21 protein-coding genes and 2 pseudogenes are annotated in these 25002 nt (G+C 62.3%); 14 read left to right on the forward strand and 9 right to left on the reverse strand.

Annotation, left to right across the window (positions count from 1 at the left end):
- Window positions 1-34: 34 nt before the first annotated feature.
- On the forward strand, window positions 35-1654 hold the full coding sequence (locus KJQ96_RS06665) for an ATP-binding protein (protein WP_213285896.1): 1620 nt from the start codon (window positions 35-37) through the stop codon (window positions 1652-1654).
- A complete protein-coding gene (locus tag KJQ96_RS06670) occupies window positions 1651-2253 on the forward strand; it encodes a response regulator transcription factor (RefSeq protein WP_213285897.1) in 603 nt (200 codons plus the stop codon). Before KJQ96_RS06665 ends, KJQ96_RS06670 begins: the two co-directional genes overlap by 4 nt.
- A 115-nt stretch (window positions 2254-2368) precedes the next feature.
- On the opposite strand, the gene KJQ96_RS06675 is transcribed toward KJQ96_RS06670, so the two are convergent.
- The gene (locus tag KJQ96_RS06675; protein WP_249733821.1) at window positions 2369-3760 is read right to left on the reverse strand and encodes an ABC transporter substrate-binding protein; all 1392 of its coding nucleotides are present in this window, start codon (window positions 3758-3760) and stop codon (window positions 2369-2371) included.
- A 234-nt stretch (window positions 3761-3994) separates the two neighbouring features.
- Between KJQ96_RS06675 and KJQ96_RS06680 the strand changes: the two genes are divergently transcribed.
- From KJQ96_RS06680 to KJQ96_RS06690, 3 genes are all read left to right on the forward strand, one after another.
- On the forward strand, window positions 3995-6190 hold the full coding sequence (locus KJQ96_RS06680; RefSeq protein WP_213285898.1) for an ATP-binding protein: 2196 nt from the start codon (window positions 3995-3997) through the stop codon (window positions 6188-6190).
- 170 nt (window positions 6191-6360) lie between these two features.
- On the forward strand, window positions 6361-7650 hold the full coding sequence (locus KJQ96_RS06685) for a serine hydrolase (protein WP_213285899.1): 1290 nt from the start codon (window positions 6361-6363) through the stop codon (window positions 7648-7650).
- Between the two features lie 105 nt (window positions 7651-7755).
- Window positions 7756-8235 (forward strand): Crp/Fnr family transcriptional regulator, encoded by a 480-nt coding sequence (locus KJQ96_RS06690; protein WP_213285900.1) that lies wholly within the window; start codon window positions 7756-7758, stop codon window positions 8233-8235.
- Between the two features lie 75 nt (window positions 8236-8310).
- On the opposite strand, the gene KJQ96_RS06695 is transcribed toward KJQ96_RS06690, so the two are convergent.
- A complete protein-coding gene (locus KJQ96_RS06695; protein WP_213285901.1) occupies window positions 8311-8928 on the reverse strand; it encodes a L,D-transpeptidase in 618 nt (205 codons plus the stop codon).
- A gap of 793 nt (window positions 8929-9721) precedes the next feature.
- Between KJQ96_RS06695 and KJQ96_RS06700 the strand changes: the two genes are divergently transcribed.
- Window positions 9722-10768, forward strand: coding sequence for a cyclase family protein (locus KJQ96_RS06700; protein ID WP_213285902.1), 1047 nt, complete (start codon window positions 9722-9724; stop codon window positions 10766-10768).
- A gap of 87 nt (window positions 10769-10855) precedes the next feature.
- Here KJQ96_RS06700 and KJQ96_RS06705 read toward each other — a convergent pair whose 3' ends face one another.
- Window positions 10856-12094: a vanadium-dependent haloperoxidase gene (locus KJQ96_RS06705; RefSeq protein ID WP_213285903.1), complete on the reverse strand. Its 1239-nt coding sequence runs from the start codon at window positions 12092-12094 to the stop codon at window positions 10856-10858.
- Between the two features lie 270 nt (window positions 12095-12364).
- Here KJQ96_RS06705 and KJQ96_RS06710 point away from each other — a divergent pair, with 270 nt between their 5' ends.
- The 5 genes from KJQ96_RS06710 to KJQ96_RS06730 all read left to right on the forward strand — a co-directional run bounded on the left by KJQ96_RS06710 (window position 12365) and on the right by KJQ96_RS06730 (window position 16368).
- Window positions 12365-13099 (forward strand): GDSL-type esterase/lipase family protein, encoded by a 735-nt coding sequence (locus tag KJQ96_RS06710; RefSeq protein WP_213285904.1) that lies wholly within the window; start codon window positions 12365-12367, stop codon window positions 13097-13099.
- Between the two features lie 56 nt (window positions 13100-13155).
- A complete protein-coding gene (locus KJQ96_RS06715; RefSeq protein ID WP_213285905.1) occupies window positions 13156-13602 on the forward strand; it encodes a GNAT family N-acetyltransferase in 447 nt (148 codons plus the stop codon).
- A 197-nt stretch (window positions 13603-13799) separates the two neighbouring features.
- On the forward strand, window positions 13800-14078 hold the full coding sequence (locus tag KJQ96_RS06720) for a rhodanese-like domain-containing protein (protein ID WP_051379298.1): 279 nt from the start codon (window positions 13800-13802) through the stop codon (window positions 14076-14078).
- 7 nt (window positions 14079-14085) lie between these two features.
- Window positions 14086-15258, forward strand: coding sequence for an aminotransferase (locus tag KJQ96_RS06725; RefSeq protein ID WP_213285906.1), 1173 nt, complete (start codon window positions 14086-14088; stop codon window positions 15256-15258).
- Between the two features lie 45 nt (window positions 15259-15303).
- Window positions 15304-16368: a polyamine ABC transporter substrate-binding protein gene (locus tag KJQ96_RS06730; RefSeq protein ID WP_249733852.1), complete on the forward strand. Its 1065-nt coding sequence runs from the start codon at window positions 15304-15306 to the stop codon at window positions 16366-16368.
- A gap of 518 nt (window positions 16369-16886) precedes the next feature.
- On the opposite strand, the gene KJQ96_RS06735 is transcribed toward KJQ96_RS06730, so the two are convergent.
- The 6 genes from KJQ96_RS06735 to KJQ96_RS06760 form a co-directional block, all read right to left on the reverse strand.
- A complete protein-coding gene (locus KJQ96_RS06735; protein WP_213285908.1) occupies window positions 16887-17822 on the reverse strand; it encodes a lipid A biosynthesis lauroyl acyltransferase in 936 nt (311 codons plus the stop codon).
- Window positions 17823-17841: 19 nt separating this feature from the next.
- Complete coding sequence (locus tag KJQ96_RS06740) at window positions 17842-19119, reverse strand: beta-ketoacyl-ACP synthase (protein ID WP_213285909.1); 1278 nt, start codon at window positions 19117-19119, stop codon at window positions 17842-17844.
- An 88-nt stretch (window positions 19120-19207) separates the two neighbouring features.
- A complete protein-coding gene (locus tag KJQ96_RS06745) occupies window positions 19208-20407 on the reverse strand; it encodes a beta-ketoacyl-ACP synthase (RefSeq protein WP_213285910.1) in 1200 nt (399 codons plus the stop codon).
- The gene (locus KJQ96_RS06750) at window positions 20400-20873 is read right to left on the reverse strand and encodes a 3-hydroxyacyl-ACP dehydratase FabZ family protein (protein WP_213285911.1); all 474 of its coding nucleotides are present in this window, start codon (window positions 20871-20873) and stop codon (window positions 20400-20402) included. Before KJQ96_RS06750 ends, KJQ96_RS06745 begins: the two co-directional genes overlap by 8 nt.
- 9 nt (window positions 20874-20882) lie before the next feature.
- Window positions 20883-21176, reverse strand: a complete 294-nt coding sequence (locus KJQ96_RS06755; protein ID WP_028346689.1) for an acyl carrier protein — start codon at window positions 21174-21176, stop codon at window positions 20883-20885.
- Between the two features lie 331 nt (window positions 21177-21507).
- Window positions 21508-23433: an FAD-binding monooxygenase gene (locus KJQ96_RS06760; protein WP_213285912.1), complete on the reverse strand. Its 1926-nt coding sequence runs from the start codon at window positions 23431-23433 to the stop codon at window positions 21508-21510.
- A 193-nt stretch (window positions 23434-23626) separates the two neighbouring features.
- Between KJQ96_RS06760 and KJQ96_RS06765 the strand changes: the two genes are divergently transcribed.
- The 3 genes and pseudogenes from KJQ96_RS06765 to KJQ96_RS41960 form a co-directional block, all read left to right on the forward strand.
- Window positions 23627-24094, forward strand: a complete 468-nt coding sequence (locus KJQ96_RS06765; protein WP_213286224.1) for a MarR family winged helix-turn-helix transcriptional regulator — start codon at window positions 23627-23629, stop codon at window positions 24092-24094.
- A 209-nt stretch (window positions 24095-24303) separates the two neighbouring features.
- Window positions 24304-24456, forward strand: a pseudogene (locus KJQ96_RS41955) (glyoxalase superfamily protein); the annotation flags it as partial.
- Window positions 24457-24489: 33 nt separating this feature from the next.
- A pseudogene (locus tag KJQ96_RS41960) lies at window positions 24490-24636 on the forward strand (ClpX C4-type zinc finger protein); the annotation flags it as partial.
- Window positions 24637-25002: the final 366 nt, after the last annotated feature.

The following is a 25002-nucleotide window of genomic DNA, read 5'->3' on the forward strand; positions in this document are numbered from 1 at the left end:
TAACGTGATCATGCGGCAACCGGAGTTCGAAAACATGGACTCAGGCAGTCCACTGGTGCTTCGGATGTCGCGCTGGTATCTTGCGATCGGCTTGGGCTATCTTGTCAGTTACGTGCTGCTCGACTGGATCAGCTACGTCCATCCGTTCGCCACGTTCGGCATCACACCCTGGAATCCGCAAACCGGCCTCAGCTTCGCACTGATCCTGCTGTTCGGCGGCACGTACATGCCTTGGCTGTTTGCGGCGCCGCTGATTGCCGATCTGATGGTTCGCGACCTGCCTCTTCCGCCCGGCGTTGAGTTGCTTGTCGTGGCGATTACGGGCCTCGGATATGGCTCGGCAGCGCTTCTGCTGCTGCACCGTCGCTTCCGCTTCGATCGTTCATTGTCGTCCCGCAGCTCCCTGCTGTGGCTCGTGACGATAGCTGCCGCCAGCATTGCGCTCGTGTCGATTGGACACGCACTTGTTCTTGTACTGCATGGGATCATTGCATCACATGATTTCGCACAGGTATCGCTGCGCGCTTTCATCGGCGACTTGATCGGCGTGATCGTCTTCACGCCGTTTGCTCTCATCGTGTTCACGCGGCGGAGCTTTCCCGTTGTCTCGTGGGAAGCTGCGGCAATTCTTTTCCTGGTTCTTGTCGGGCTCTGGGGCTTATTCGGCTTCACCGAGGCGCTCCGTTTCCAGCTTTTTTATGTGTTTTTCGTTCCGGTCGTCTGGATCGCAGTGCGGTTCGGTCTAGAGGGCGTGACGCTTGGCCTCGCCGTCATTCAGATTGGATTGATCGCTGCGATCGAGCTGTCACATGAAAGCGGAACTGATGTCGTTGCCTATCAGGCGCTGATGATCGTTCTATCGGCGACCGGCCTTGCCATCGGAGTACTGGTTTCGGAGCAGCGGCGCACACAACATCAGCTCCGAATACACCAGGACGCCCTTCATCGCGCGTGGCGGCTTGCAACCATGGGAGAATTTGCCGCCGCAGTCGCGCACGAGATCAACCAGCCGCTCACCGCGATCGGCAACTATGTCCGGCTTGCCAAGCGGGCCGTCGAGAAAACGCCACCTGATACTGCAGCCGCCGCAACAGCATCGGCGGAGGCGATCGTGCAAGTCGATCGAGCGGGGGCCGTCGTGAATCGCTTGCGCGATTTCATCCGGCTTGGGAGCATCGAGACGAGTGCCGTCAGTGTCACAACGCTCGTAGCAGAGGCAGTCGCGGTGTTTGGTCCCGAGCTGGAGCGGCGGGGCATCGGGTGTCAAACGTCGGTTGGACGGGATGTCCCACCGGTGCTCGCGGATGGCTTGCAGATTGAGCAGGTCATTTTGAATCTTGTCCGCAATGCCGCCGAAGCGTTGGCTGGCGCGGGCCGGTATGATGGCAAGATCGTGATCGAGGGTGTGACAGGACCGAATGGAAAGGTCACGATCCGCGTGAGCGACAATGGTCCCGGAATTGACCCCGATCTCGGGGACGACGCAATCGCTGCTTTTGCCACGACGAAGCCGGATGGATTGGGACTAGGTCTCTCGCTTTCACGATCGGTCATCGAAGCTCATGGCGGGGAGCTTCGGATTGAAAGCACAAAGCACGGCACTACAGCATCGTTTACGCTGCCAGCCGTGCACAGTTCGGACTCGGCTGCATGACGATAGCTCTGATCGACGACGACAACGCAATTCTGCATTCTTTGAGCATGCTCCTTGAGGGGCGGGGGATACCGGTGCGAGCGTATTCGTCAGCGGAGAGCTTTTTGAACGCGCTGGCCACCGAACCGCCCCAATGCGTCGTTTCGGACATTCGCATGCCAGGGATGTCAGGTATCGAGCTGCAACAGAAGCTGAAAGAGCATGCAGGAGCGATACCGCTCATTTTCATTACAGGGCACGGCGATGTCACGATGGCTGTGCAGGCGATCAAGCAAGGCGCTTTCGATTTCATCGAGAAGCCGTTGGACGATGAACGGCTGATCGCCAGCATCTCGCAGGCGATCGAAAGCGGAAACCGCCTTAGAAGCGAGTACAAAGAACGCGCGGCCCTTCAAGCCCGTGTGGCCGAGCTTTCACCACGACAGGTTGAAGTCATGCGACTTGTGGCGGAGGGTTTGTCAAATAAGGAGATCGCGCACAAGCTGGGGATCAGCACCCGGACTGTGGAGAATTATCGTGCCTGGGTGATGGAAAGGATGGGCGCCAACAGCCTCGCCGATCTTGTTCGAAAGGTAATTGCTTTGAAATCCCGGGCCTGAATGCAGATTACGCGTACAGCTTGTGGGGTGGGACGAAGAACTGCAGCCAGCGACATGGAGCGCAACGGTGCCTCACACTGCAACTAGGGGGAACATAGGTGACGATCTAGCTCCGCTATCCGCGGATCGCCGCATTGGCCTTCTCGGCGGCGTTGGTCATCGCAATCTTCGCTGGTCTCGCTTCGGTGACCACTTCATTCACGCCAATCATGAAAGCGTCCAGGATGGGTCTCGAGAGCGGATGGAAAAGGATCGCCTTGGCGCGGTCGACGTCGGCATTCTGCAAGTTGGTCAGCGCCGCCTCGGCGGCTTGTGCGCCGAACGCCTTCTTGAAGTCCTCGCTCGACCAGGCCGACACGCGTGTCGTCGCCAGCCCGGCTGCGGCGGTCCGCAGCGAGGTCGGTTTGCTTGTCGCCCACATCAGAAACAAGAACGCCGCCCGCTTGTTTCTTGAATGGGAATTGATGCAGGCCTGCCAGTGCGACATGAAGGGCACGGACGTGCGACCGGGGGCATGTGGAAAGGCGGCGAACACAGTCCGCCCGGCAACGTGGCTTTTGGCTGGATTGGAGATGTCGGTAGCGAAGTTGCTGCTGTCGATCGCCATCGCCGTCTTGCGCTGCAGGAAGTCGTCCAGCACGTGGTACCATTCATAGCCGCTCACACCGCTAGGTCCGGCTTGACTGAGCAATCGACCGTACATCTCGACGGCCGCGATGGCCTCCGGACTCGTGAAAGCGGCCTTGTTGTCCTTGACCATGTCCCCACCGTAGGAGAACACGAAGCTCATGGCCGGCACGGACGAATTGCCGCCGGCCTGCGCCCGCATCGCGATCCCCGACATCTCATTGGTCTTGGCCGCGTTGGCGGTGGTGAGGAGTTCGTCGAAAGTCTGGGGAACGCGCAGATTCTTGGCTGCCAGCGCGTCGCCGTTGATGAACAAGGTCACGGCCTCGGAAGTGATCGGGCAGGCGTAGCGCTCGCCGTCCCGCCACAACGGAAAGGTTCGGGCTGTCTTGAGAAGATCGCTCTCATCATACCAGCCGAGATCGGTCAGCGACCGGTCGGAATAATAGGCGTTCAACGGCTCGAGCCATCCTTTTGAGATGCCCTGGCCATAGGCCGTAAACATGAAGACGTCGGGTGTGCTGCTGCCGCGGGCGAGTTGGATCGGCAGCGCGCCCATGTACGCGGTCTCCAATCGGAAGTCGGTGACGACGATGATACCGGTGAGCTTGGTGAAATCCCACAGAAGCGGTGTGATCGCGTTCGACCAGGGATGGATCGCGCCTGCGAGCGTGATCGTCTGCCCGGCAAATTGTTTCCAATCTATCGCAGCGTGCGCATAGACACCGGCGACATCCTCTGCGAAACCCCACCGCGGCAGGATGACGAGGGCCGGCAGGGCGACACCCGCTGCGCCCAATCCCTTGACGAAGCTGCGCCGGCTGGCCGACCCGGGACGGCTCGGAAGCTTTTCACCCTGCACCATTTCATTTGGAGCCATGTGGTTGCTCCTGGCGGGGAGTGGCCTTCACAACAGCCGAGCGATCCTACCCGTGACGTTCTGGCCCCTTGCGAGGGGACTGACGGGCTTCTAAGCCGGTGCAATCTGCAGGGTTGAGCGTGCCGGTTCCTATCTAAACTACGCAGACTGCGCCTGTATTTTTACTATACTGGCAATACTCTTCATCGGCATCAGAAAAGAGCCGCTCACGCGAGCATCGAAGACTTAAGGCTAATGTCAGTCCCTCTGACCCAGTCCTTTCGGTGGTTTGCTCGTCCGCTGACGCTGGTGGTCGTCGCGGTGGTTCTGGCTGTCGTGGTCTCGACCAGTTTTCTCGGCCTTCGATATTGGCAGGAGCGACAAGCGGTGAGTCTTGCACACGAGCGCAGCCATCAGGTGCTCGACACGCTGGATCGGCTGCGGGCGGTCATCGCCGACGTGGAGGCCCAAAGACGCGGGTATCTGCTGACTCTCGACCCCTCATATCTCAAGGCTTACGGCGTCTCCGACGAAAGCGTACGACGAGACGCGCAGGCGCTCCAGGCGCTCGTCGCGAACGATCCATTGCAGAACCATCGTGCCGGACATCTGGCGCTGACAGTTGCAGCCAAGCTGCGTGAGATCGATGACATCGTCAAGACGGCCAGCACCTCCGGGCTGGCGGCGCTGACCATGATCCGCAGCCTGGACGAGATAAGGTCGCAAATCGACCAGATGGTGGACCACGAGCGTTTCCTGCTCGTGGATCAGGAGAAGCGCGCCGAGGCACTCGAACAAAGCAAAGCCTGGCTGATCGCGACCGCGATCGTCATTGTCGCAGTCCTGGCGGTGGTGGCGTTGGCGCTTGCACGGCTCGAAGCGATAAGACGGCGTAAGGCGATCGCGGAGAACATCGCGCTCCACGGCGATCTCCTCGCGCGCGACAAGAAGATCCGGCACCTGGTCGACGCCAACATCGTTGGCATCATCATTTGGGATCTCGAAGGTCGCATTCTTGAGGCCAACGACGCATTTCTCCGTATGTTGGGTTACAACCGGGAGGATCTTGCCTCGGGTTGCCTGAGCCGGACCGACCTGACGCCGGCGGAATGGCGCGACCGCGATTCACGCACGGTGGCGGAGCTGAAGCGGATGGGGACCGTCCAGCCATTCGAGAAAGAGTATTTTCGGAAGGACGGCAGTCGCGTGCCCGTGCTGCTCGGCGGGGTGATGTTCGAACAAAGCCCGGATCAAGGCGTTAGTTTTGTCCTCGATCTGACCGAGCGCAAGCGGGCGGAAGAGGCACTGCGGCAGAGCGAGGAACGCTTTCGCACCCTCGTGCAGTTCTCTTTCGACGTGTACTGGGAGACTGATGCGCAACATCGCTTCACTCACCAGGAGTTCGCGGAGAGCCTTGCCGACGCGCCGGCGCCGGGCGCCGAGATCGGCAAGACCCGTTGGGAAGTGCCTTACCTGGAGCCGGATGAAGAGGCCTGGCGCAAGCACCGGGAAACGCTCGATGCCCACTTGCCGTTTCGCGATTTTGAGCTTGCGCGAGCTGGCCCCGACGGCAGCAAGCGTTACGTGTCCGTCTCCGGGCTGCCGGTGTTTGACAAGACGGGACGCTTCGTCGGCTACCGCGGTGTCGGGCGGCACATCACCGAACGCAGGCGGGCCGAAGAAGCCTTGCGCGCCATGCAGGCGGAACTCGCGCACGCCAATCGCGTCACCACGATGGGTCAATTGACGGCCTCGATTGCCCATGAGGTCAACCAGCCGATCGCGGCGACGGTTACCAATGCCGGGGCTGCCCTGCGCTGGCTCAGCGCTCAACCGCCCAATCTCGGCGAGGTTCGGGATTCCCTTCGTCGTATCGTCGAGGACGGCAAGCGCGCCGGCAACGTCATCAACGGGATCCGGGCCCTCATCAACAAGGTGCCGCCGCGGAACGATCGGTTCGACCTCAATGAAGCCATCCTCGAAATGGTCGTGCTGACCCGGAGCGAAGTGCTCAAGCATGGCATCTTGCTGCAGACCGACCTCGCGCCGGGCTTGCCTATGGTGAAAGGCGATCGCACCCAACTTCAGCAGGTAATTCTAAACCTGATCCTCAATGCCATTGAAGCGATGGACGGCGTCGACCAGCGGGCAGGCGCGTTGCGGATCAGTAGCGAGAGGGAGGTCGCGGGCGGCGTGCTCGTCACGGTTCGCGATTCCGGCCCGGGCCTGGACCCGGCGGATGTCGAGCGCGTGTTCCAGGCCTTCTATACGACGAAGGCCAAGGGCATGGGCATGGGCCTCGCCATCTGCCGCTCGATGGTCGAGGCTCACGGTGGACGGATGTGGGCGAGCGCGAACGAACCGCGGGGCGCAGTGTTTCAATTTTCCCTGCCGTTGGAACAAGACGAGACCGTTCAAGCCCGGCAGATCCGGTCCAACCCGGCTGCATGAGGTTGCAGATTGCGAGAAGCAAAGTGAGCTATTCGTGGCTGGAGCAGATGTCCCTGCGCTGTGCTCGGACCGGCCACAATGAGGCAAACGCGGACATGCGCTAGACATTGCTTCCCACCTGAAGGGGCTGCAGAATGGCGGCGTCAGAACAGGTCCACGGGAGGGATATCATGATCTCACGTCGTCTTGTCATCCGACTGCTTGGGGCCGCAGCAATAGCTTTCGCGCTCAGCCCCGTCCCGGTGGCCCAGGCGTTTTCGCCCGAGGCGCGCAACGCCAAGCTCGATGAAGTCCTTCGGGGTTTGGTGGAAGGCCGCAGCACTCCGGGTATCGTGGTGCTGATCCTCCAAGACGGCCGCCCGGTCTACAGCCGCAGCGTCGGCGTTCGCGAGGTTGGGAGTACCGCGCCGATCGGCGCAAACGACATGTTCCGAGTTGCCTCAATGACGAAGGCTGTCACCTCGGTGGCGGCGATGATCCTTGTCGAGCAGGGCAAAATTGGCCTGGATGATCCGGTTAGCCGCTTCCTCCCCGAGTTCACCAAGTTTCGGGTGCGAGGGCCCGACGGCGCCGAGGGGCAGGCCAACAGGCCCCCGACAATCCGCGAACTGCTGACCCATACCGCCGGGCTCTCCTATAACTTCATCAATAATCCCCGGCTCGTGGATGCATATCGCGACGCGCGCGTGACCGACGGGCTAGATCAGCCCGAAGTAACCACCGCTGAAGCAATGCAGCGTCTCGCCTCCGTTCCGCTTGGCTATCAGCCTGGTACGGGCTGGGAATACTCGCTTGCGACGGACGTGCTCGGCGCCGTCATCGAGAAGGTGACGGGAAACAGCCTGGAATCCTTTGTCACCGAGCGCATTGCAAAGCCCTTGCGCATCGAGAGCTTTGTGTTCAACGTGCCTGAGACCGTTCGCTCACGCTTCGTGCAGGTGACGCGACCCGCACAGGTCACGGGCGCACTCGGCACAGGCTACGTTCCCGTGATGGGACCTGAGGCGGTGCCGTTCCCACCCACCAAGGGCACTGCCAGCCTCGACCCGAACCGCGCCTTCTCTCCGACGGCGTACAATTCCGGCGGCGCCGGCATGAGTGCCACTATCGGTGACTACGTGCGGTTCTTGCAGATGCTGCTGAACGAGGGCGAGCTTGACGGCGTGCGGGTGCTCCGCGCTGAGACGGTCCGGCAGATGACGCAGAACGCGACCGGCAACATGCCGACGATTCGCGGGCCCGGCTGGGGCTTCACGCTGGGCTTTGGGATTCTGACTGATCCCGCCGCAGCCAAGAGCCGTCTTCCGGCCGGTAGCTATGGATGGGGCGGCATCTATGGCACGCAGTTTTGGATCGATCCGACAAACCGCGTCATCGGCGTAGTCATGACCCAGACGGCGATCATTGGCTCCGGTCCCATTTCGAATCCCGTCCGGGAGGCGTTCTATGCGGCCGATTGAAAAGTTTGATACCAAGCTAGGAATCGGTCGGCGCCCGCAAGGCCGGTGACGTCCCGCTCAAACGGTGCTCTCGGTCTACCTCTAGGAGCGGGAGTATATTTATCGATGGCTGTCAGCTCCGCCGATCTGAAAGCGTTCTTGCTCGCCACACCTTTCTTCGGTGGCCTTTCAGATGCGGGCCTCGATCTCCTGATTTCGATGCTGGTCGAACGCCGCTTCGACGCCGGTGCCACTGTCGTCGCGGAAGGAGAACCGGGGCGCTCCATGTTCATTGTTCACTCTGGCCAGCTCGTGGTGAGCAAGCGGGCGGATGCCGGACGCGTGATTCGCATGGCGGATCTCGGGCCCGGTGATTTCTTCGGCGAAATGACGCTTATCGAAATGCAGAACCGATCAGCCACCGTCGTCGCGGAGAGCCCAACGGTGCTGTACGAGCTCACGGCACAAAAGCTCTACACGTGCTACAAAACCGACATCCATGCGTATGTGATGGTAATTCAGAATATCAACCGCGAGCTTTGTCGGCGGCTCCGCCGCGCCGACGACCGCATCGCCAAGCTGCAGATGCCTCACGCGAGTCAATGACGCAGATTTCGCGCGCGGCGTGGGTGGGACGAAGAACTGCGAACAGCGCAGTGGCGCCTCACGCTGCGCAACTCGCTACGCACTCCGACCCGGCGGGAGGACGACGACGATCGCGCCGAGCTTCACCCGATTAACGAGATCGATGACGTCCTCGTTGAGCATGCGGATGCAGCCGGAGGAGATGGCCTGACCGATATATTCCGGCTGGTTGGTGCCGTGGATGCGGTATAGGGTGTCCTTATTGCCTTCGTAAAGATAGATCGCCCGCGCGCCCAGCGGATTGGCCGGACCTCCTGCAACGCGCTTCGGGTAGGGGCCGAGCCGGGCCTGGATCTCCGCCGTCGGGATCCAATCCGGCCATTCAGCCACGCGGCCAACGGTTGCGACGCCGGACCACGCCAGCGCTTCCTCTCCCACAGTCACGCCGTAGCGGATCGCCTTGCCTCCCGGCAGGACGTAGTACAGATACTTGGCGTTGGTATCGACCAGGATGGTGCCCGGCAGCTCTTTGCGCGTGTAGTCGACAATATGTCGGCGGTAGGTCTCCGGAATGCTCGCTTGCGCGTAAGGCGCGTGGGCGAGTAACTGCCGGTCCCTAGGGGTCAAACTGGCGTTCGATGACGGCGCAAGCGTCGTTTGCACGCAGCCGCCGAGCAGCCCCACCAGTAACAACGCGAGCCCACGCCCCATCATCGCGTGTCCTCCAAGACTTGTGTGTCGCAATTTGTTGCTCAAAAAGTGTAGAAATCAAGGCGTCGTGTGACGATAACCTGTCTGGCAACAAGAATACCCGCCTTGTCGTGCGCGCATCCGCGTCCGCATGCGCATCCGCGCCCCGTCACGCGAAAGCGTCGCTCGGCTTCTCTACAATTTTCGCCAAGTAGGCCGATTGCGGCGGTACTCAGCGAATGTCGCGCTCAGGCGCGTCCGTTGTCGAAGGAGACATCGCGGACCATCGGTCGTCAAAACTCGCAGTCGGGAGCTCGTTCGCGTCAACCGTAAGGCCATTCGTGCCGGCGGAGACGACAGTACCCTCGGGCGAGTGCGACCTCATAGTAGCGGCGGTTGCCACGACAGCGAGCAGCGCGACAGCCACGAACCCAGTAATCGTTCGATGCCTCGTCATCAGAACCTCCAGTGGTCCCGAAAGCCCCTCAATGTCACGGGAGCCTCGCGAAGGTTCAACGGCAATGAGACAAGTTGCATTGCGCGTCCACACACGGACAACGAAGCTGTCCCAAATTCAAATTGCTGCTCGGACTGGGCCAGGGCGTGAACCCAAGTTCAGAGTCATCGGCCAATGCCCGCGTTGGTGCGTATTCTGGGCTCGAGGTTGGACATCGCGTGAGGTTCGCAAAGTGCTGCGAGCTCACGTTCCTGTTCTCCGTGGCGTGGCGGCGCTGACCCGACAATCTCGTTGATCCCACGGTCGGCTCAGGCCTAGACTGGCCAAGCTAAGCTATCCATGTCGTTCCGGGAGGATTCCATGAAGGTAGTTTCGCGATTCCTGCTCGCCGTGACCGTTCTCGCACTCGCCGCCGGCGGCGGCTATGCGCAGGACGGTGGCATGAAGAAGTGGTCAAAAGGAAAAGGGTGGGGCTGGGTTTGGGGGCCTCAGGACGAGGTCGGAAACCTCAACGAGATGACCGATGCATCTCGTTTGGCCGCCTTGAAGCTCGTGACACAGGGTAAGGTCTACGATCTAGGCCTTCCGTACGACCGCTATTCATACAAATGGCCCGGCCACAGCCCGGGCGAAATCATGAGTTTCCGGTCGCCCGCGGGCGTGAGGAGCCAGAAGGATCTGCCGTTCACCACGCCGGAGGGCGGCAATACGGGCATCACCGCCTGGCATAGCAACGCGATCTTCATGAACGACAACGTGGCGACCCAGATTGATGGGCTCGGCCACATCACGCACGGACCGAAGAACGAGTTTTACAACGGTTTCACGTCCGACGAGTGGGGCGGCGACTTCGGCGTTCGCAAGGCTGACGTGACCACGATCCCGCCGATCGTTGCGCGGGGCGTCCTGGTCGACGTTGCGGGCTTCAAGAACGTGGAGGCCCTTCCGTCTTCCTATGAGATCACTGTCGCTGACATCGAGGGCGCGTTGAAGGCGCAGAACGTCGACGTCACCCCGGGCACGGTCGTTCTGCTGCGCACGGGAACTGCGCGCTACTGGGGCGAGAACGGCCGCGACCATGCCAAAATCGGCCAGCACGACTCGGCGGGCATCGGCCTGACAGCCGCGAAGTGGCTCGTCGAGGAGAAGGGCGCGCTTGTGCTCGGCTCCGATACATCCGGGCTCGAATATGGGCCGCCAAAGCCGGCCGACTCTCAGGCCGTTGGCGGCAGCTTCATCCCGGTCCACGTCTATCTGCTGGTCCAGCAGGGCGTGCACATCCTGGAGTTCAATAACCTCGAGCAGCTCGCCGCCGATCGTGTCTACGAGTTCGCCTATATCCTGACCACAAACGCCATCCGCGGCACCGTGGCCGGCACGACGCTGCGGCCGCTCGCCCTCCGTTGAGATGTTGCGTCGATTAAGCGCCACATTCGAACATCGGTGAAAGCCCCGGATTTTCATCCGGGACTTTCGCGCGATCAACTCAAGCGCTCAACGCGCCCGCTTGAGCGTGTTCTCGATCATGTAGGCCGCGACCTTTCGGCCCACGTCTTCGCTGGCGCGGATCGCAAATCTATAGTGCACGCCGCCCCAGACGCGGACATTCTTCTGCTCCTCGGCCATATCGGCCAGGCTGGCGAACTGCCGCGTCCGCTTCGCATCCCGCACGTCGGTTGCCGTGAAAGGAATGGCGTTCACGGGACCGAACATTGATTCCAGAACCGCCAACGCGATCGTTGCGTTGATCGTCGCCTGCGAGGGGTATTCCGGATGCATCGGCGTCGGGTTGAAGGAGGTCCAGCCGGCATCTCGCTCAGTGGCATCATTGCCGTCCTGATCGCCGTTACGGATCGCGGTGACCGGGCGCCACAAATTATAGGTGTACTTCGCTTCCCAATTGACGATGTAGGCGTTCGCCAGACTCATGTTGAGCAGCGCGAACAGGCGGGCACATTCGGCAAGCGGCATCTCCTGCTTCATGGCGAGCTCGCGCGCCGCCGCCTGCCATGCCGGGCCGAAATTAATGTTTTCCCAGAATTTTACCGCCTCGGTCTGCTCAGCGGTACGCGCCGTGCTTTTGGTGCCGCCGAGGCTCTTGACTTCGTTGTAGTCTCGCGCCCACTCGGCGCTCGACAGTGCTGGCGGCGGGCCGGGCCGGAACTGGTGGGCACTCCCAAACACCCATGGCTTTGCGCGCGCGTATTGCTCCCGCATCGGCGGTGTGGTCGGCACCCATACCCCTGGGGCAGTGTGCGGCCGGTAAGTGTCCGGAGCGTTGGTGCCGTCGTTTGCGCGGTCGGCCTGTACTGCGTCGGCGACCGCCATACCCAGCTTGATGCCCTCGGTCTTGGCGGACCCGTCCGGGATCGCCTGGAGCGATGCCGCGTAGGCCTCTTCGATCTTGTCTTTCTTGGTTGGGTAGATCTGAACAAGGATCTGCCGCGCGGCCGCCGCGGCCGCGGCTTCGGCCGACGCGTCCGGAGCAGCCGGAACGGTCGCGACCACGCGGGTGTAGCGGTTATGCACGGTATTGATCGCATCCGACATCGCAACATGCACCATGGCCAAGGTGCGCAGTTTGGGATTGTTGCCGAGGTCATTGGCCACCAGGGCACCGGTGGTCACGTTCCAGTCAGTGACGACATCGGCGCGCGCTGGCGCGCCCAACATCGCGGCAGCGATGATGCCCGGCAGCAGAGTAGCTGCCGACATTCCTAAAACGGATTTCATCGGAAGACTCCTTTTTGCCGCCCACGCGATGGAGTGTTGGTTCACGCCAGGTGGGCATGGGCATTTTATTCCTTCCGATTTCATCTTGATGTGAACTGGCTCACCTGTGGCGCGAGACATCCGAGCGGCCTATCGGCTGTTAGCGCACCCCATGGCAAGGTCTCATCGCATCGGCGCGGCTGATCCGCGCCGCAAAGCTAGGCGATCTCGCAGAGGCGCGCTATTCTTCTTCCACCTCACGTTGTCTCGGCTTTAGCAGACTGGTGACCCATGGACAGCGATCCCTCACAGATCCCGGTTGAGCCGATTCCCTTCGAGCACGGCCTGGCCAACTTTGCGCAGAGCCTCGCCAGAGGACGGGCCAAGATCGTCGCGATCGGCTCGTCGACCACGGCGGGCGACGGCAAGATCAAACCCTATCCGGAACGGCTGCTGTCGCTTCTTCAGGCCCAATATCCGAAAGGCAGGATCACCATGGTCAACCAGGGAGTCGGCGGCCAGGAAGCGCCGATCGAGCTCGAGCGGTTCGATACCGACGTCATCGCCGAAAAGCCCGATCTGGTGATCTGGCAGGTCGGGACGAATGCAGTCTGGCAAAGACTGGACCACAATCCTCCGCCTCCCTCTTTCGACGAAACTTGCCGGGCGATCCGCGATGGACTTGTCAAGCTGCGTGACGAAACGCAGGCCGACCTCATCCTGATGGACCTCCAATATGTGCCGGCCGTGCTGACGCCGGCCAAGAAGGACAAGGCGATGGCGATGGTCAGCGCGATCAGCGAACTGGCGCAGGACGCGGGCGTCAATGTGTTTCGCCGCTTCGCATTCATGAAGGGCTTGCATCAGGTCGAGCAGGTCTCGTTCGACCGGATGGTCGACCCGAACGATGAACACAGGCTGCACGACAGCGATTGGGCCACGCAACGTGTGGCGTGGGCCGTGAAGCTCGCGATCGTCGACGCAGTCGACAAGGAATGGTCATCGGCGGCCGCAACCAACGGTTAGGGCGTGTTGGGTCTTGCCAAGGGCCCGGCAGGTCCGTTTGACTCAAGGCAGGTGATATGGGTGCCGTTCACCGTCTGGCGACGCGCAAGGACGCAAGCGATCTCTACGATATTCGACGACGATCGATCCTTGAGCTTGCGCCGCCAAAAATGCCGGTTGCCGAAGCGCAGGCGTGGGCTGCGAAGCTCACGCGCGCCGGAATGGAGCAAAAGCTGCGTGAGCTGGAAGTCTGGGTGGCCGAGCTGGACGGCATCGTAGCCGGATGGGGGGCCATTCGCGGCGGCTGGTTGGAGGGACTCTATTCCGCCCCGGAATTTGCCGGCCGGGGCGTTGGCGCGGGGTTACTGGAGATGTTCGAGCGGCTGATGTGCGAGCAAGGCGTTCGGGCGGTGCGGGCCGAAGCCAGTTCGAACGCGATGGCATTCTACCTTCGTCGAGGTTACCGGGCGAATGGTCCTCAGTCGCCGAGTGGGGCTTGGCCCATTGCGAAGCAGCTTCTATAGCCGCCCCGGCGAAGCTGAGGCCGGAGGTTCGAACGGCGCTTTAAACCGTTCGCGGCGCTTGATTTTCACCGCGCGAGGGGCGACTTTGGCGCCCGCTTGGCCGGGCCTGTCGGAGCCCGCGCGGCAAGTTGTCAGGAGGATATTGCGTGGCGGACCATCAGGTGCACGATTTGACGCCGGAAGACGTTTCCAAGGGGATGGCGGAAGGGCGCTATCTTCTGGTCGATGTCCGCGAGCCCAATGAGGTGGCGGTGGAGGCCTATCCGGATGGAGTGGTCGTTCCGCTCCAGAGCTTCGATCCGGCGGCCATTCCGGAACCGCAGGGAAAGCAGGTGGTTTTCGCCTGCCGCTCGGGCAAGCGCTCGGTGACGGCTTCGCTCGCGGCGCAGGCGGCAGGGCTGCCTTACGACAAGCATCTGGCAGGGGGCATCATCGGCTGGAAGGCTGCGGGATTGCCGACCAAGACCGGCGGCTGATCTGCCCATGACATCCATGAACAAGGTCTTTGCCGACCTTCCCGTCACCGTGTTCGAGGCGATGTCCCAGGCGGCGCGCGACAACAACGCCATCAATCTCGGCCAGGGCTTTCCCGACGATCCCGGGCCGGAGGACATCCGCCGCGCCGCGGCCGATGCGACCCTGAACGGCTACAACCAGTACCCGTCGATGATGGGCATTCCGGAACTCCGGCAGGCGATCGCCGCTCATTACGGCCGCTGGCACAAGCTCTCGCTCGATCCGATGACGGAAGTGATGGTGACCTCGGGCGGCACCGAGGCGCTGACCGCGTCCATTCTCGCCGTGGTCGAACCCGGCGATGAGGTCGTCGTGTTCCAGCCGGTCTATGATAGCTATTTGCCGATCATCCGCCAGGCCGGCGGCATTCCGCGCCTGCTGCGGCTCGAGCCGCCGGGCTGGCGACTGACGGAAGAGATGCTGGCCAGCGTCTTCAATCCCAAGACTAAGGCGGTGCTGTTCAACAACCCGCTCAATCCGGCGGCCGTCGTCTATCCCCGCGAAGACCTCGAACTGCTGGCGCGCTTCTGCCAGAAGTTCGACACCATCGCGATTTGCGACGAGGTCTGGGAGCACGTGATCTTCGACGGCCGCGAGCATATCCCGCTGATCACGATCCCGGGCATGCGCGACCGCACCATCAAGGTCGGCAGCGCCGGCAAGATCTTTTCGCTGACGGGATGGAAGGTCGGCTTTGTCTGCGCCGCGCCGCCGCTGCTCAGGGTGGCGGCCAAAGTGCACCAGTTCCTGACCTTCACCACCGCGCCGAACCTGCAGGCGGCGGTGGCCTATGGCCTCGGCAAGCCGGACGAATATTTTTACGATATGCGCAAGGAGCTGGCGCGGAGCAGGGACCGGTTGACGAAGGGACTGGAGAGCATCGGCTTTCCCGTGCTGAAGTCGCAGGGCACGTATTTTCTCACCGTCGATCTGTCGCCGCTTGGGCTGAATGAGACAGACGTCGAGTTCTGCAGGCGCATTGTGAGCGACTACAAGGTCGCCGCGATCCCGGTGTCGGCTTTCTATGAACAGGATGCAGTGACGTCGGTGGTGCGGTTCTGTTTTTCCAAGAAGGATGAAACGCTGGATACCGCACTGGAACGCCTGTCGGACGCGGTGCACGGCCGTCGCAAGAGGTAGAGGATGCGCGCTCCAATCCGAAGCCCGCTTTGCCTGATCGGTGTGATGACGGTCGCGCTGTCGCTCTCACCCGCTTGGGCGCAGGAGCGCACCGTGAACTTCTACAATTGGTCGAACTACATGGCGCCGGGGGTGCTGGAGGATTTCACCAAGCAAACCGGCATCAAGGTGGTCTACGACACGTTCGACGCCAACGAGACGCTGGAGACGCGCCTCCTGGCCGGAAAGTCCGGCTACGACGTCGTGGTGCCGACCGGCTATTTCCTGCAGCGCCAGATCACCGCGAAAGTCTTCCTCAAGCTCGACAAGTCGAAGCTGCCCAACCTCGCCAATGCCTGGCCGGTGGTGACCAGCCAGCTTGCGACCTACGATCCCGGCAACGACTACGCCGCCAACTACATGTGGGGCACCACGGGGATCGGCTACAACGTGAAGACGGCCGCGAAGATTCTCGGGCCCGACGCCAAGATCGACAGTTGGGATATCGTCTTCAAGCCGGAGAACCTCGCAAAATTCAAAGACTGCGGCATCCATATGCTTGATTCCGCCGACGACATTCTGCCGGCGGCGCTGAGTTATCTCGGCATCGATCCGAACTCCACCAAGCAGGCCGATCTGGAAAAGGCCGCCGATCTCGTCAGCAAGGTCAGGCCCAACGTCCGCAAGTTTCACTCTTCCGAATATCTGGGCGCGCTGGCGTCGGGCGAGATCTGCTTCGTGGTGGGCTGGTCGGGCGACGTGATGCAGGCGCGCAGCCGCGCGGCGGAAGCAAAAAACGGCGTCGAGATCGGCTACACCATCCCGAAAGAGGGCGCGCAGATGTTCTTCGACAATCTCGCGATTCCTGCGGATGCCAAGAACGTTGCGGAAGCCTACGAGCTGATCAACTATCTCTACCGCCCGGAGGTCGCGGCGAAGAATTCGGACTTCCTGTCTTACGCCAACGGCAATCTCGCGAGCCAGAAGCTGATCGATCCGAAGATTTTGAACGACAGGAATATCTATCCGGACGAGGCGACGCAGAAAAAGCTGTTCGTCATCAAGGCGCGCGACCCCGCGACGCAGCGGGTGATCAACCGGCTGTGGACCAGGGTGAAGACGGGGAGATGACGACGGCGCCGGCGCGTCTATCCACCGTCATTGCGAGGAGCGAAGCGACGAAGATTGTAGGGTGGGCAAAGGCGCGCAAGCGCCGTGCCCACCATCTATCCGAGATCACCGTCAGGAATGGTGGGCACGCTTCGCTTTGCCCACCCTACGAATGCTCATCCGGACTGCGCGCCCCAAACAAACACCTGTTGCCGAAACCCGAGCCAGAATCTATAGCTCCCTTCCGGGAGCATCACATGACCAACATCCTCACCTTCTTCTCAACGCGCACGCTGCTGCAGATCATTGTCGTCCTGGCATCGACGGTCGCGATGAAGGCCTGGAGCCTCGGCCTGTTCGGCGGATAGGCCCCAACCGGGAAGCGAGGGAGCGTTGCTCCTCGTCATTGCGAGAAGCGAAGCGACGAAGCAATCCATGCCTCAGCTAGTCGAGAGATGGATTGCTTCGCGGAGCCTGTCATCGGGCGCGCATTCGCGCGACCCGTTGGCTCGCAATGACGGGGAGAGACGGTTGCGGACCTAGCGCCACCGTCTGTGCAGCCACAGCCACTGGTCCGGATATTCCCGCACCCAGCCTTCGACCACGGATGTCACCGCCTGCATCGTGCCCTGGATGTCGATTTGCCCGGAGGCGTCACGCACCGGCTTGACTTCTTCGGACAGCTCGGCGCGGAAACGGTGGTTGGGCAGGCGGATGATGCGCACGCCGTGCACGGGGCATTCGACCTGCCGCAGCAGCCGCGCCAGCGTCGGGTTGGCCTTGGTTTTGCGGCCGAAGAACGTCACCTCGACGCCGTTGCCCAGGTACTGATCGACCAGCATCGCGACATGCTGGCCCCGCTGCAGGGCCTCCGCCAGCTTGAGCGGCGCCTCGCGGCCGGCCGGCACCAGCGTGCCCATCTTGACGGCGCGGATTTTTTCGATGGCGCGGTCGGCGGCCTCGATGTTCGGCCGGCGGAACAGGATGGCGCAATCGAGCCCGTGCGCGACGGCGCCGAGCGCCGGGATTTCCCAATTGCCGAGATGGCTCGCGAAGATGATCGCAGGCCTCCCGTCGTCGCGCAACGAATCGAAGATTTCCTTGGTCCGCGGGGGGAACTCGATACGGCTCGGCTTCTCCGGATGATCGAGGTCGTAATCCCAGATGTGATCGAGATGGGCGAACTCGGCGCCGATGCGGCCGAGATTGTCCCAGACGCCGGCCAAAATGGTTTCGATCTCTTCGGCCGATTTCTCGGGGAAGGCGGCCTTGAGATTCTCGCGCCCGATGCGGTCCTCGCGCAGCCTGCGGCCGATGAAGCGGGTGACGCGGCCGAAGAAATCGGCGGTCTTGTCCGGATCGAAATAGCGCGTGGTGCGCAACAGCGCGATCGTCAGCGCGCCGACGGCTGTTTCCGCCACCGGCTTGGCGGCGTCGCGCAGGCGCGCCTTGGTGCGTAGGAGCAGGCGTTTCATTTAAGAAATAGCCAGCTCGCTACACCGGTTCGCGCGTCAGGATCAGCGAGGCGTTTTGCCCGCCGAAACCGAACGAGTTCGACATCACGGCGGTGACCTTGGCGTCGCGCGCCTTGTTGCCCACCACGTCGAATAGGATGGCCGGGTCCGGAATCTCATAATTGATGGTCGGCGGAATTCGCTGATGCTCCAGCGTCAGCAGCGAGAACACGGCTTCCACCGCGCCGGCCGCGGAAATCGTGTGCCCGACCATCGACTTGTTCGAGGACACCGGAATCTTCGGCAGATGATCGCCGAACACGACCGCGGTCGTGTTGTACTCCATCTTGTCGTTCTCCGGCGTCGCGGTGCCGTGTGCGTTGATATGGTCGATCTGCTCCGGCTCGAGGCCCGCATCGGCCAGTGTCTTGCGCATGCAGCCGATGATCGGCTTGCCGTCCGGGCTGGAGCGGGTGCGATGGAACGAGTCGGTCAGCTCGCCGCAGCCGGCCACCACGCCGAGAATTTTGGCGCCGCGCGCGATTGCGGACTCGTAGCTCTCCAGCACCATCGCGCCGGCGCCTTCCGCCATCACAAAACCGTCGCGGTTCTTGGAAAACGGCCTTGAGGCGGCCTGCGGCGGATCGTTCTGCGTCGACAGCGCCGACAACAGCGAGAATCGCACCATCGCTTCCGGGTTCACCGAGCCGTCGGTGCCGACGCACAGCGCCGCATCGGCTTCGCCGCGGCGGATCGCCTCGACGCCGAGCTGGATCGCGGTGGCACCGGAGGCGCAGGCAGTGGAGAGCGAGATCGGCGATCCCTTGGTGCCGAACGTTTCGGCCAGGTGACTCGCTATCGAGCCGAACATGAAGCGGCGATGGTAGGCTGTGAACCGGCCGCCGCCGCTGACGCGCAGCATATCCTCGTAGCCGAATTCGGTCTTGCCGACCGCGCGTCCGAGTTCGAGCCGTTGCGGCCATTCGACCTCGACCGGCGCAACTGCCAGAAACAGCGGTCCGGGAAAGTCGGCCTTGGCGCCGATCGCCGCCTGTTCGAGCGCTTCCCCGGTCGCCATCTCGGCGAGACGTTCGCTGAGGCCGGTCGACGAGAACGGATCGACGGTGACGAAATCCACGGTGCCGGCCATGGTCGTTTTCAGGCCGTCGATCGGAAAGCGCGTCACGGTGCGGATGCCGGATTCACCTGCGGTCAGCTTTGCCCAATTGTCCTGCTTGCCGGCGCCGAGCGACGTCACCACGCCCATGCCGGTGACGACGACGATCGGCCTGCCGAGTTTATCGCGTGGTGCTGACATGGTTCCCCCGATGTTGCGCCGTAACTGAAAGCGCGCTCGCGCTCATTGCTTGCTCTGGCGGTGCCGAAAGCGGTCTTTCGGCGACGCTCTACTTGATGGCCTCGACCAGGGCCATGCCTTCGCCCTGCCAGTGACCGGTCCCCACCACGATAATCTGGTCCGGGCTGCCTGCCTTTTCAACCTCGAGGCCGGTCGGGTCGTTGGGCGGGAACAGCGCGCCACGGGAGATCGAGAGTGCGGCAAGCGCCAGCCCCAGCGGAAACTGCGTCTCCAGCGTGTGACCGAACATCGTGCCGGTGGCGCGCACCGCAAAGCCGGGATGCTGGCGCAAAAAGGCCTTCTCGTCCGACGTCACCGGCTCGACGCCGGTTGCGCCCGTGATCAGGGCGCCGCTGTCGCCGACGCCGAGCTTCGGCCACAGCGCCTCCAGCGATTTGGTCACCGCGCGTGGCTGCTTGCGCTGCGCAAGGTCAGCAACGACCTTGGTCAGTTTGGCGTGAGGCTTGGCGCCGCGGGCTTCGGCGTGCTCGCGCGCTTCCAGCACCAGAAAGCAGCCGGCGGAGCCGAGCGCGAACCCGCCTCTCTCCTCGCGTTGCCACACCGGCGAAAATTTTTCGGTCAGGTTGAAGTCGCCGAATTCATAGAGCACCAAAAGATCGGACCGTTCGCCATTATGGGCGGCGCCGACCAGCGCGATGTCGCTTTGGCCGGCTTCGATCCGTGCCAGCGCAATCCGCGCCGCGTCGATGCTGGCGGCTTCCTCACCCATGAAGGTGCGCGACGTGCCGCAGACGCCGTGCACGATGGCGATGTTGCCGGCGAGCAGGTTAGAGAGCTGCGCCAGGAACAGCGTCGGCCGCAGATCGTTCATCAGCCGTTCGTTGAGAAAGCCGGGGCTCGAATTGCCCTTGGCGTCGGCACTCAGGATTGACGCATCGACCGCAATGTCGCGCTCGCCGCCGCCGGCGGCCACGATCATGTCCATCCGTCCAAGGATTTCCTTGTTGCCTTTGACGCCGGCTGAATCCAGCGCCAGCCCCGCAGCATAGGTGCCGATGCGCTGCCAGGCTTCCATCTGGCGCTGGTCGCCCTTTTTCGGGATCTGCGCGTCGAAGGTAACAGGTGCCAGCGGATGCACGATGTAGGGCGCGAACCGCTTGTCGTCGATGTTGATCTTGCCGGCGTTCAGCGCATCCCAATGCGCGTCCAGCCCCTCGCCGAGCGAGGAGACGATGCCGATGCCGGTGATCCAGACTTCCTTGGCGCCCGCGGATTTTGGCTCAGTCATTCGTGATTGCCTGCAGTGGGAAGCCGATCTTGTTGGCCATCGCGTCCATATGCACGCGCATGGTGGGGTCGGGGAAGGGCGTGAGGCCGAAGGTGATTTCGGCGCTGCACTTCAATTCCTTGCCGACGCGGCCCTTCGCCTTGGTGACGGCAAAGCCGGAACCTTCGTGCTCGAGCTTCGCCTCGATCGTCAGCAATGAGCCGGGGCTGACGAACCCGCGCATCTTGGCTTCCTTCACAATGGCGAGGAACGGCATGCGCTCGAATTTCAGGAGTCCAAGCAGCAGCCAGCCGGAGCTCTGCGCCATCGCTTCGGTCAAGAGCACGCCGGGCATGGTCGGAAAGCCCGGAAAGTGTCCCTCGAAGATGGTGTGCGCGGCCGGCACCTGCGCCTCGACCGTGATCCTCTTCTCGTCGAGGTTCAGGTCGACGACGCGGTCGATGAGCTTAAAGTAATCAAGGTCCATGGCGGGCGATTAGGCGCCCGGGGCTGCATTCTTGGCGGCGACCAGCTCGTCGATGCGATCGGCGAGATTTTGCAGCACGAAATACTGCTCGGTCGTGGCCTTGCCGTCGTTGACCTCCTGGGTCCATTTTTCGAGCGGCATCTTGATCCCGAACGCCTTGTCGATGGCAAAGGCGATGTCGAGGAAGTCCAGGCTGTCGATGCCCAAATCGTCGATGGCGTGGCTCTCCGGCTTGATCGTGTCGCGCGGGATGTCGCAGGTCTCCGCGATAATGTTGGCGATCTGATCGAATGTGGAAGACATCATTAAGCCTTTGATATACTGGAGAAAATCCGGAACGGCTTGGAGGAGGCGGGTGCACGGCCCCGGAAGGCCCATTCCCTCGGCCGGAGTCGAGTGCCCGTATATCGGAGCAGGGCGCTGAGTTCAATGGAGGGGGGCGAGGGGATCGCCGACCGATTTATGGGCAGGAAAGCCGGTTTTGGTTCCGGGTGAGCAAGCGTAGCCCGGATGAGCGAAGCGACGTCCGGGTTGGTCCATCCCGCATCTCGCGGAGCCTGTCATCACTCCGCGAGCGCGCTTGCGCTCGTTGCTGGGCGCATTCGCGCGACCCGTTGGCTCATGCGGGCTACGTTCAACCGGCCCGCAGCATGAATCCGTCGAAATAGGCCGCAAGCTCGGCATGGCCATCGAGCGGAAGTACATGCGCGACGTATTGGTCCGGCCGCACCACGACCATGCAGCCGTTATCCCGATCGATGCCGCGCATCGAAAAGATATCGTGGCCGGCCTTGAGATCGGGGCAGAACATTTTTTCATAGTCGATGAGCCCGTAACGTCCTTTGCGCGGGAGGAGGAGCGGGGGCATCGTCGCGATAGCGAGTTCGGTATGCGACTGCTGGAACACGGCGCGGACATCGATCACTGAATCGATATCGGCGCCCGCGGGCGTGTGTCTCTTCACCGGAGATTTTGGATTCTCGCTCAGGAAATCGCACAGCGAGCGAACAGGGGAGATGGTGGCCGCGGGATCGCCCGCGCCGGCAAAGACGAAAAGCCGGAAGCGTCCGTCTGCCTTCGTGACATGGCCGAGATGAACCGGCTTGGCGTCCGAAAGACGCACGACCGGCGCGGAGTGAAAGCGCGTGCCGATCACGAAGCCCTTGGCGAGATGCTGATGGTTTGGTTCGGCGGTGATGACGGAGGGACGGTAGTGCGTCGCCGTTCCCGCGGTATAGCGGCCGTGCCGGACGAAATAATCCTGGGTTTTCGCCGCATCCGCGCCCTTGTTGTCACCCTTGGCGGACGCAAGGATCGCGGCCCATTCGCGATCGAAGTCGATCAACTCTTTCGCTACCGCCTGCCGTTCCGCCGAATAGCTGTGCAAGAGATGCGGCGCGCTGCGCCTTCGCAGAACGGAGGCGAGCTTCCATCCGAGATTGAAGGCGTCCTGCATCGAGACGTTCATGCCCTGGCCCGCTTTCGGGCTGTGGGTGTGGCAGGCATCGCCGGCAATGAACACGCAGGGCAGGCGCGTTGCGGTCTCTTCCGCCGGCACGTCGTCGAACTTATCGGTCAGCCGCTGGCCGATCTCGTAGACCGACCACCAGGCGATTTCCTTCACATCGAGCGTATGCGGATTGAGGATCCGCCGCGCCTTCGCGATCAGATCGTCTGGCGTGATGTTGCGGCTGGCGACCCGCTCGCCGGCGTCGAGATTGGCGAGTTCGACATAGAGCCGGACCAGATAGCCGCCTTCGCGCGGGATTACGATGATGCTGCCGTCGCGGGCGGACTGGATCAGCACCTTGAAGCGGATGTCGGGGAAGTCGGTCACGGCAAGGACGTCCATCACGCCCCAGGCATGGTTGGCGGAATCGCCGCGCAGCTCGCGCCCGATCGATTTGCGCACCGTGCTGCGCGCGCCGTCGCAGCCGACGACGTAGCGTGCCTTGATGGTCTCGATCTCGCCCTCATGCCCGGCATCGAGCCGCTCGAGACGCACGGTCACCGCGTCGTCTTCGAACCGCGCCGCCGACGCGACCGAAAGATCCAGCAATCGACGTGAATAGTGGGGCTCGAGCTTTGTGGGCGATTTGCGCATGACATCGAGGTAGCAATCATGCACGCGCGCCTGGTTCAGGATGAGGTGCGGCATCTCCGACAGCCCGTCCTCGACGTCCTGAACCCGGCCGCCGCGCACGATGCTTTCGGGCTTGCGATCGTCCGGCTTCCAGAACGTCGTTTCCGTAATCCAGCAGGCTTCCTTCAGCACGCGCTCGCCGAAACCGAAGGCGTGAAACATTTCCATGGTGCGGCAGGCGACGCCGTCGGCCTGGCCGCGCAAGAGCCGGCTCGGCTTCTGCTCGACGATGCAGGTCTTGATGTCGGCAAACGCTGAAAGCTGCGCCGCTAGCGTCAAGCCGGCCGGCCCGCAGCCGACGATCAGGACGTCGACTTCCGCCGGAACCGGTCCGGATGTGCCGGAGGGCAAAATCCGCTCGACTGGGTCGGCGATTTCGGGGTCGCCTGGCTCGAATCCATTCAGGTGAAACTGCATCAGACCTGCTCCTCCCGTCCTTGGCCGACCGGAGTTGATTTTGACCGATTGGATTATCCTTCATCTATGGCGTCGGTCACTTGACTCCCGGCAGATTCCGCGACCAAAGCGCACGGACGTATTGATCAGCATGCTGATTATCAGTATGCTTGTCAACTCCAAGCCTGCCTTTGAGTTTACCTTGGAGAATTTGGTGAGAGACAACAATGAGATGCCCGGCCATCTGGCGCGCCGCTTCCAGCAGATCGCGGTGGCCGTGTTCCTGGCCGAGGTCGAGGCGGCGGGCTTCGACCTTACGCCGGTTCAGTACGCTGCGTTGGCAGCCATCAAGATGAACCCGGGGATCGATCAGGTGACGTTGGCTGGCCTCATCGCCTATGACCGCACTACCATCACGGGCGTGGTCGACCGCCTGGTGCAGAAGGGCCTGCTGGTGCGTCACGCGAGCCCCCGCGATCGTCGCGCCCGCGAATTGCAAATTACGGAAGCGGGAAAGCGCACACTGCGCGCCATCACGCCGGCCGTCGAGGCAGCCCAGCGCCTCATGCTACGCGGTCTCACTGAAAAGGAGGGCGCCGAGTTGATGCGGCTGTTGCGAAAAGCAATCGCCGCCGGCAACGAACTGAGTCGCGCGCCGTTGCGGGCGGCGGAGTTAAGGTGAGAAAGCGCAGGCCGATAAGGGACGATGAGGCGCGTTCATCATTGGGTTGACAACGACCGCGGCCGAGCCAACTATAACGACCGGTTGATACACCGGCCGCCTGCGCCCGTTGGGATGGTGAACGTATCTGATATTTCGGCCCTCGCTATTGGCGAACGGGTCGGCAAGGCAGGCACCGATCTCCTCCGTTCGCCGATACGGGTGCTCTCATGCGCGATTTCCGCGATGCGAAAGCCATGGCGCGTTCCCTGCGCGATGCCTTGACTGCCAAGGCTGTGCAAACCACGCACAGCGAATCCCTGGAGTTGATCGCCAAAGCGTTCGGCTACGACAACTGGAATATCCTTTCCGCCAAGATCGATGCAGCCCGGCCACCGTCCGGCTGGCCGGGCAGGCTGCGGAATCCGGCATCACGAGCCAAACTCCTCTATTGCTCGTTCTGCGGCAAGAACCAGGACGAGGTGAATAAGCTGGTCGCGGGACCTGCCGTGTTCATCTGCGACGAATGTATCGACCTCTGCACCGACATCGTCGACGAGCAATTGCTTCGCCTGATCGAAGGCGATGAGGAGGGCGCTCGCGACATGTCGACCGACAGGCTGCAGCACTACGCCGTACATGCAGAGAAGGGAGCGCAGCGCAACCGACTCGCATTGCAGCGGATCGAGAGCGTGCTCGCGCTTCGCGAGAAGGGGTCGGCAGCGGACAGCGAAATGTCGCTATCGCCCAGCTTCGCCCAGTTGAAGAACAAGACGCCGGACGAACTGCGAACTATGCAGGCGTATTCGCAGGCCCAGTTGAAGAGCTATGAGCAGGCGTTGCGAACGGCGACGCTCATCGTGAACGAACGGACCCGGTAAACGCCCTCGTAGCGAGCGTAGCCCGGATGGAGCCAACGGGTCGCGCGA

The sequence above is a fragment of the Bradyrhizobium sp. sGM-13 genome, from assembly GCF_018398875.1.
Lineage (GTDB): Bacteria > Pseudomonadota > Alphaproteobacteria > Rhizobiales > Xanthobacteraceae > Bradyrhizobium.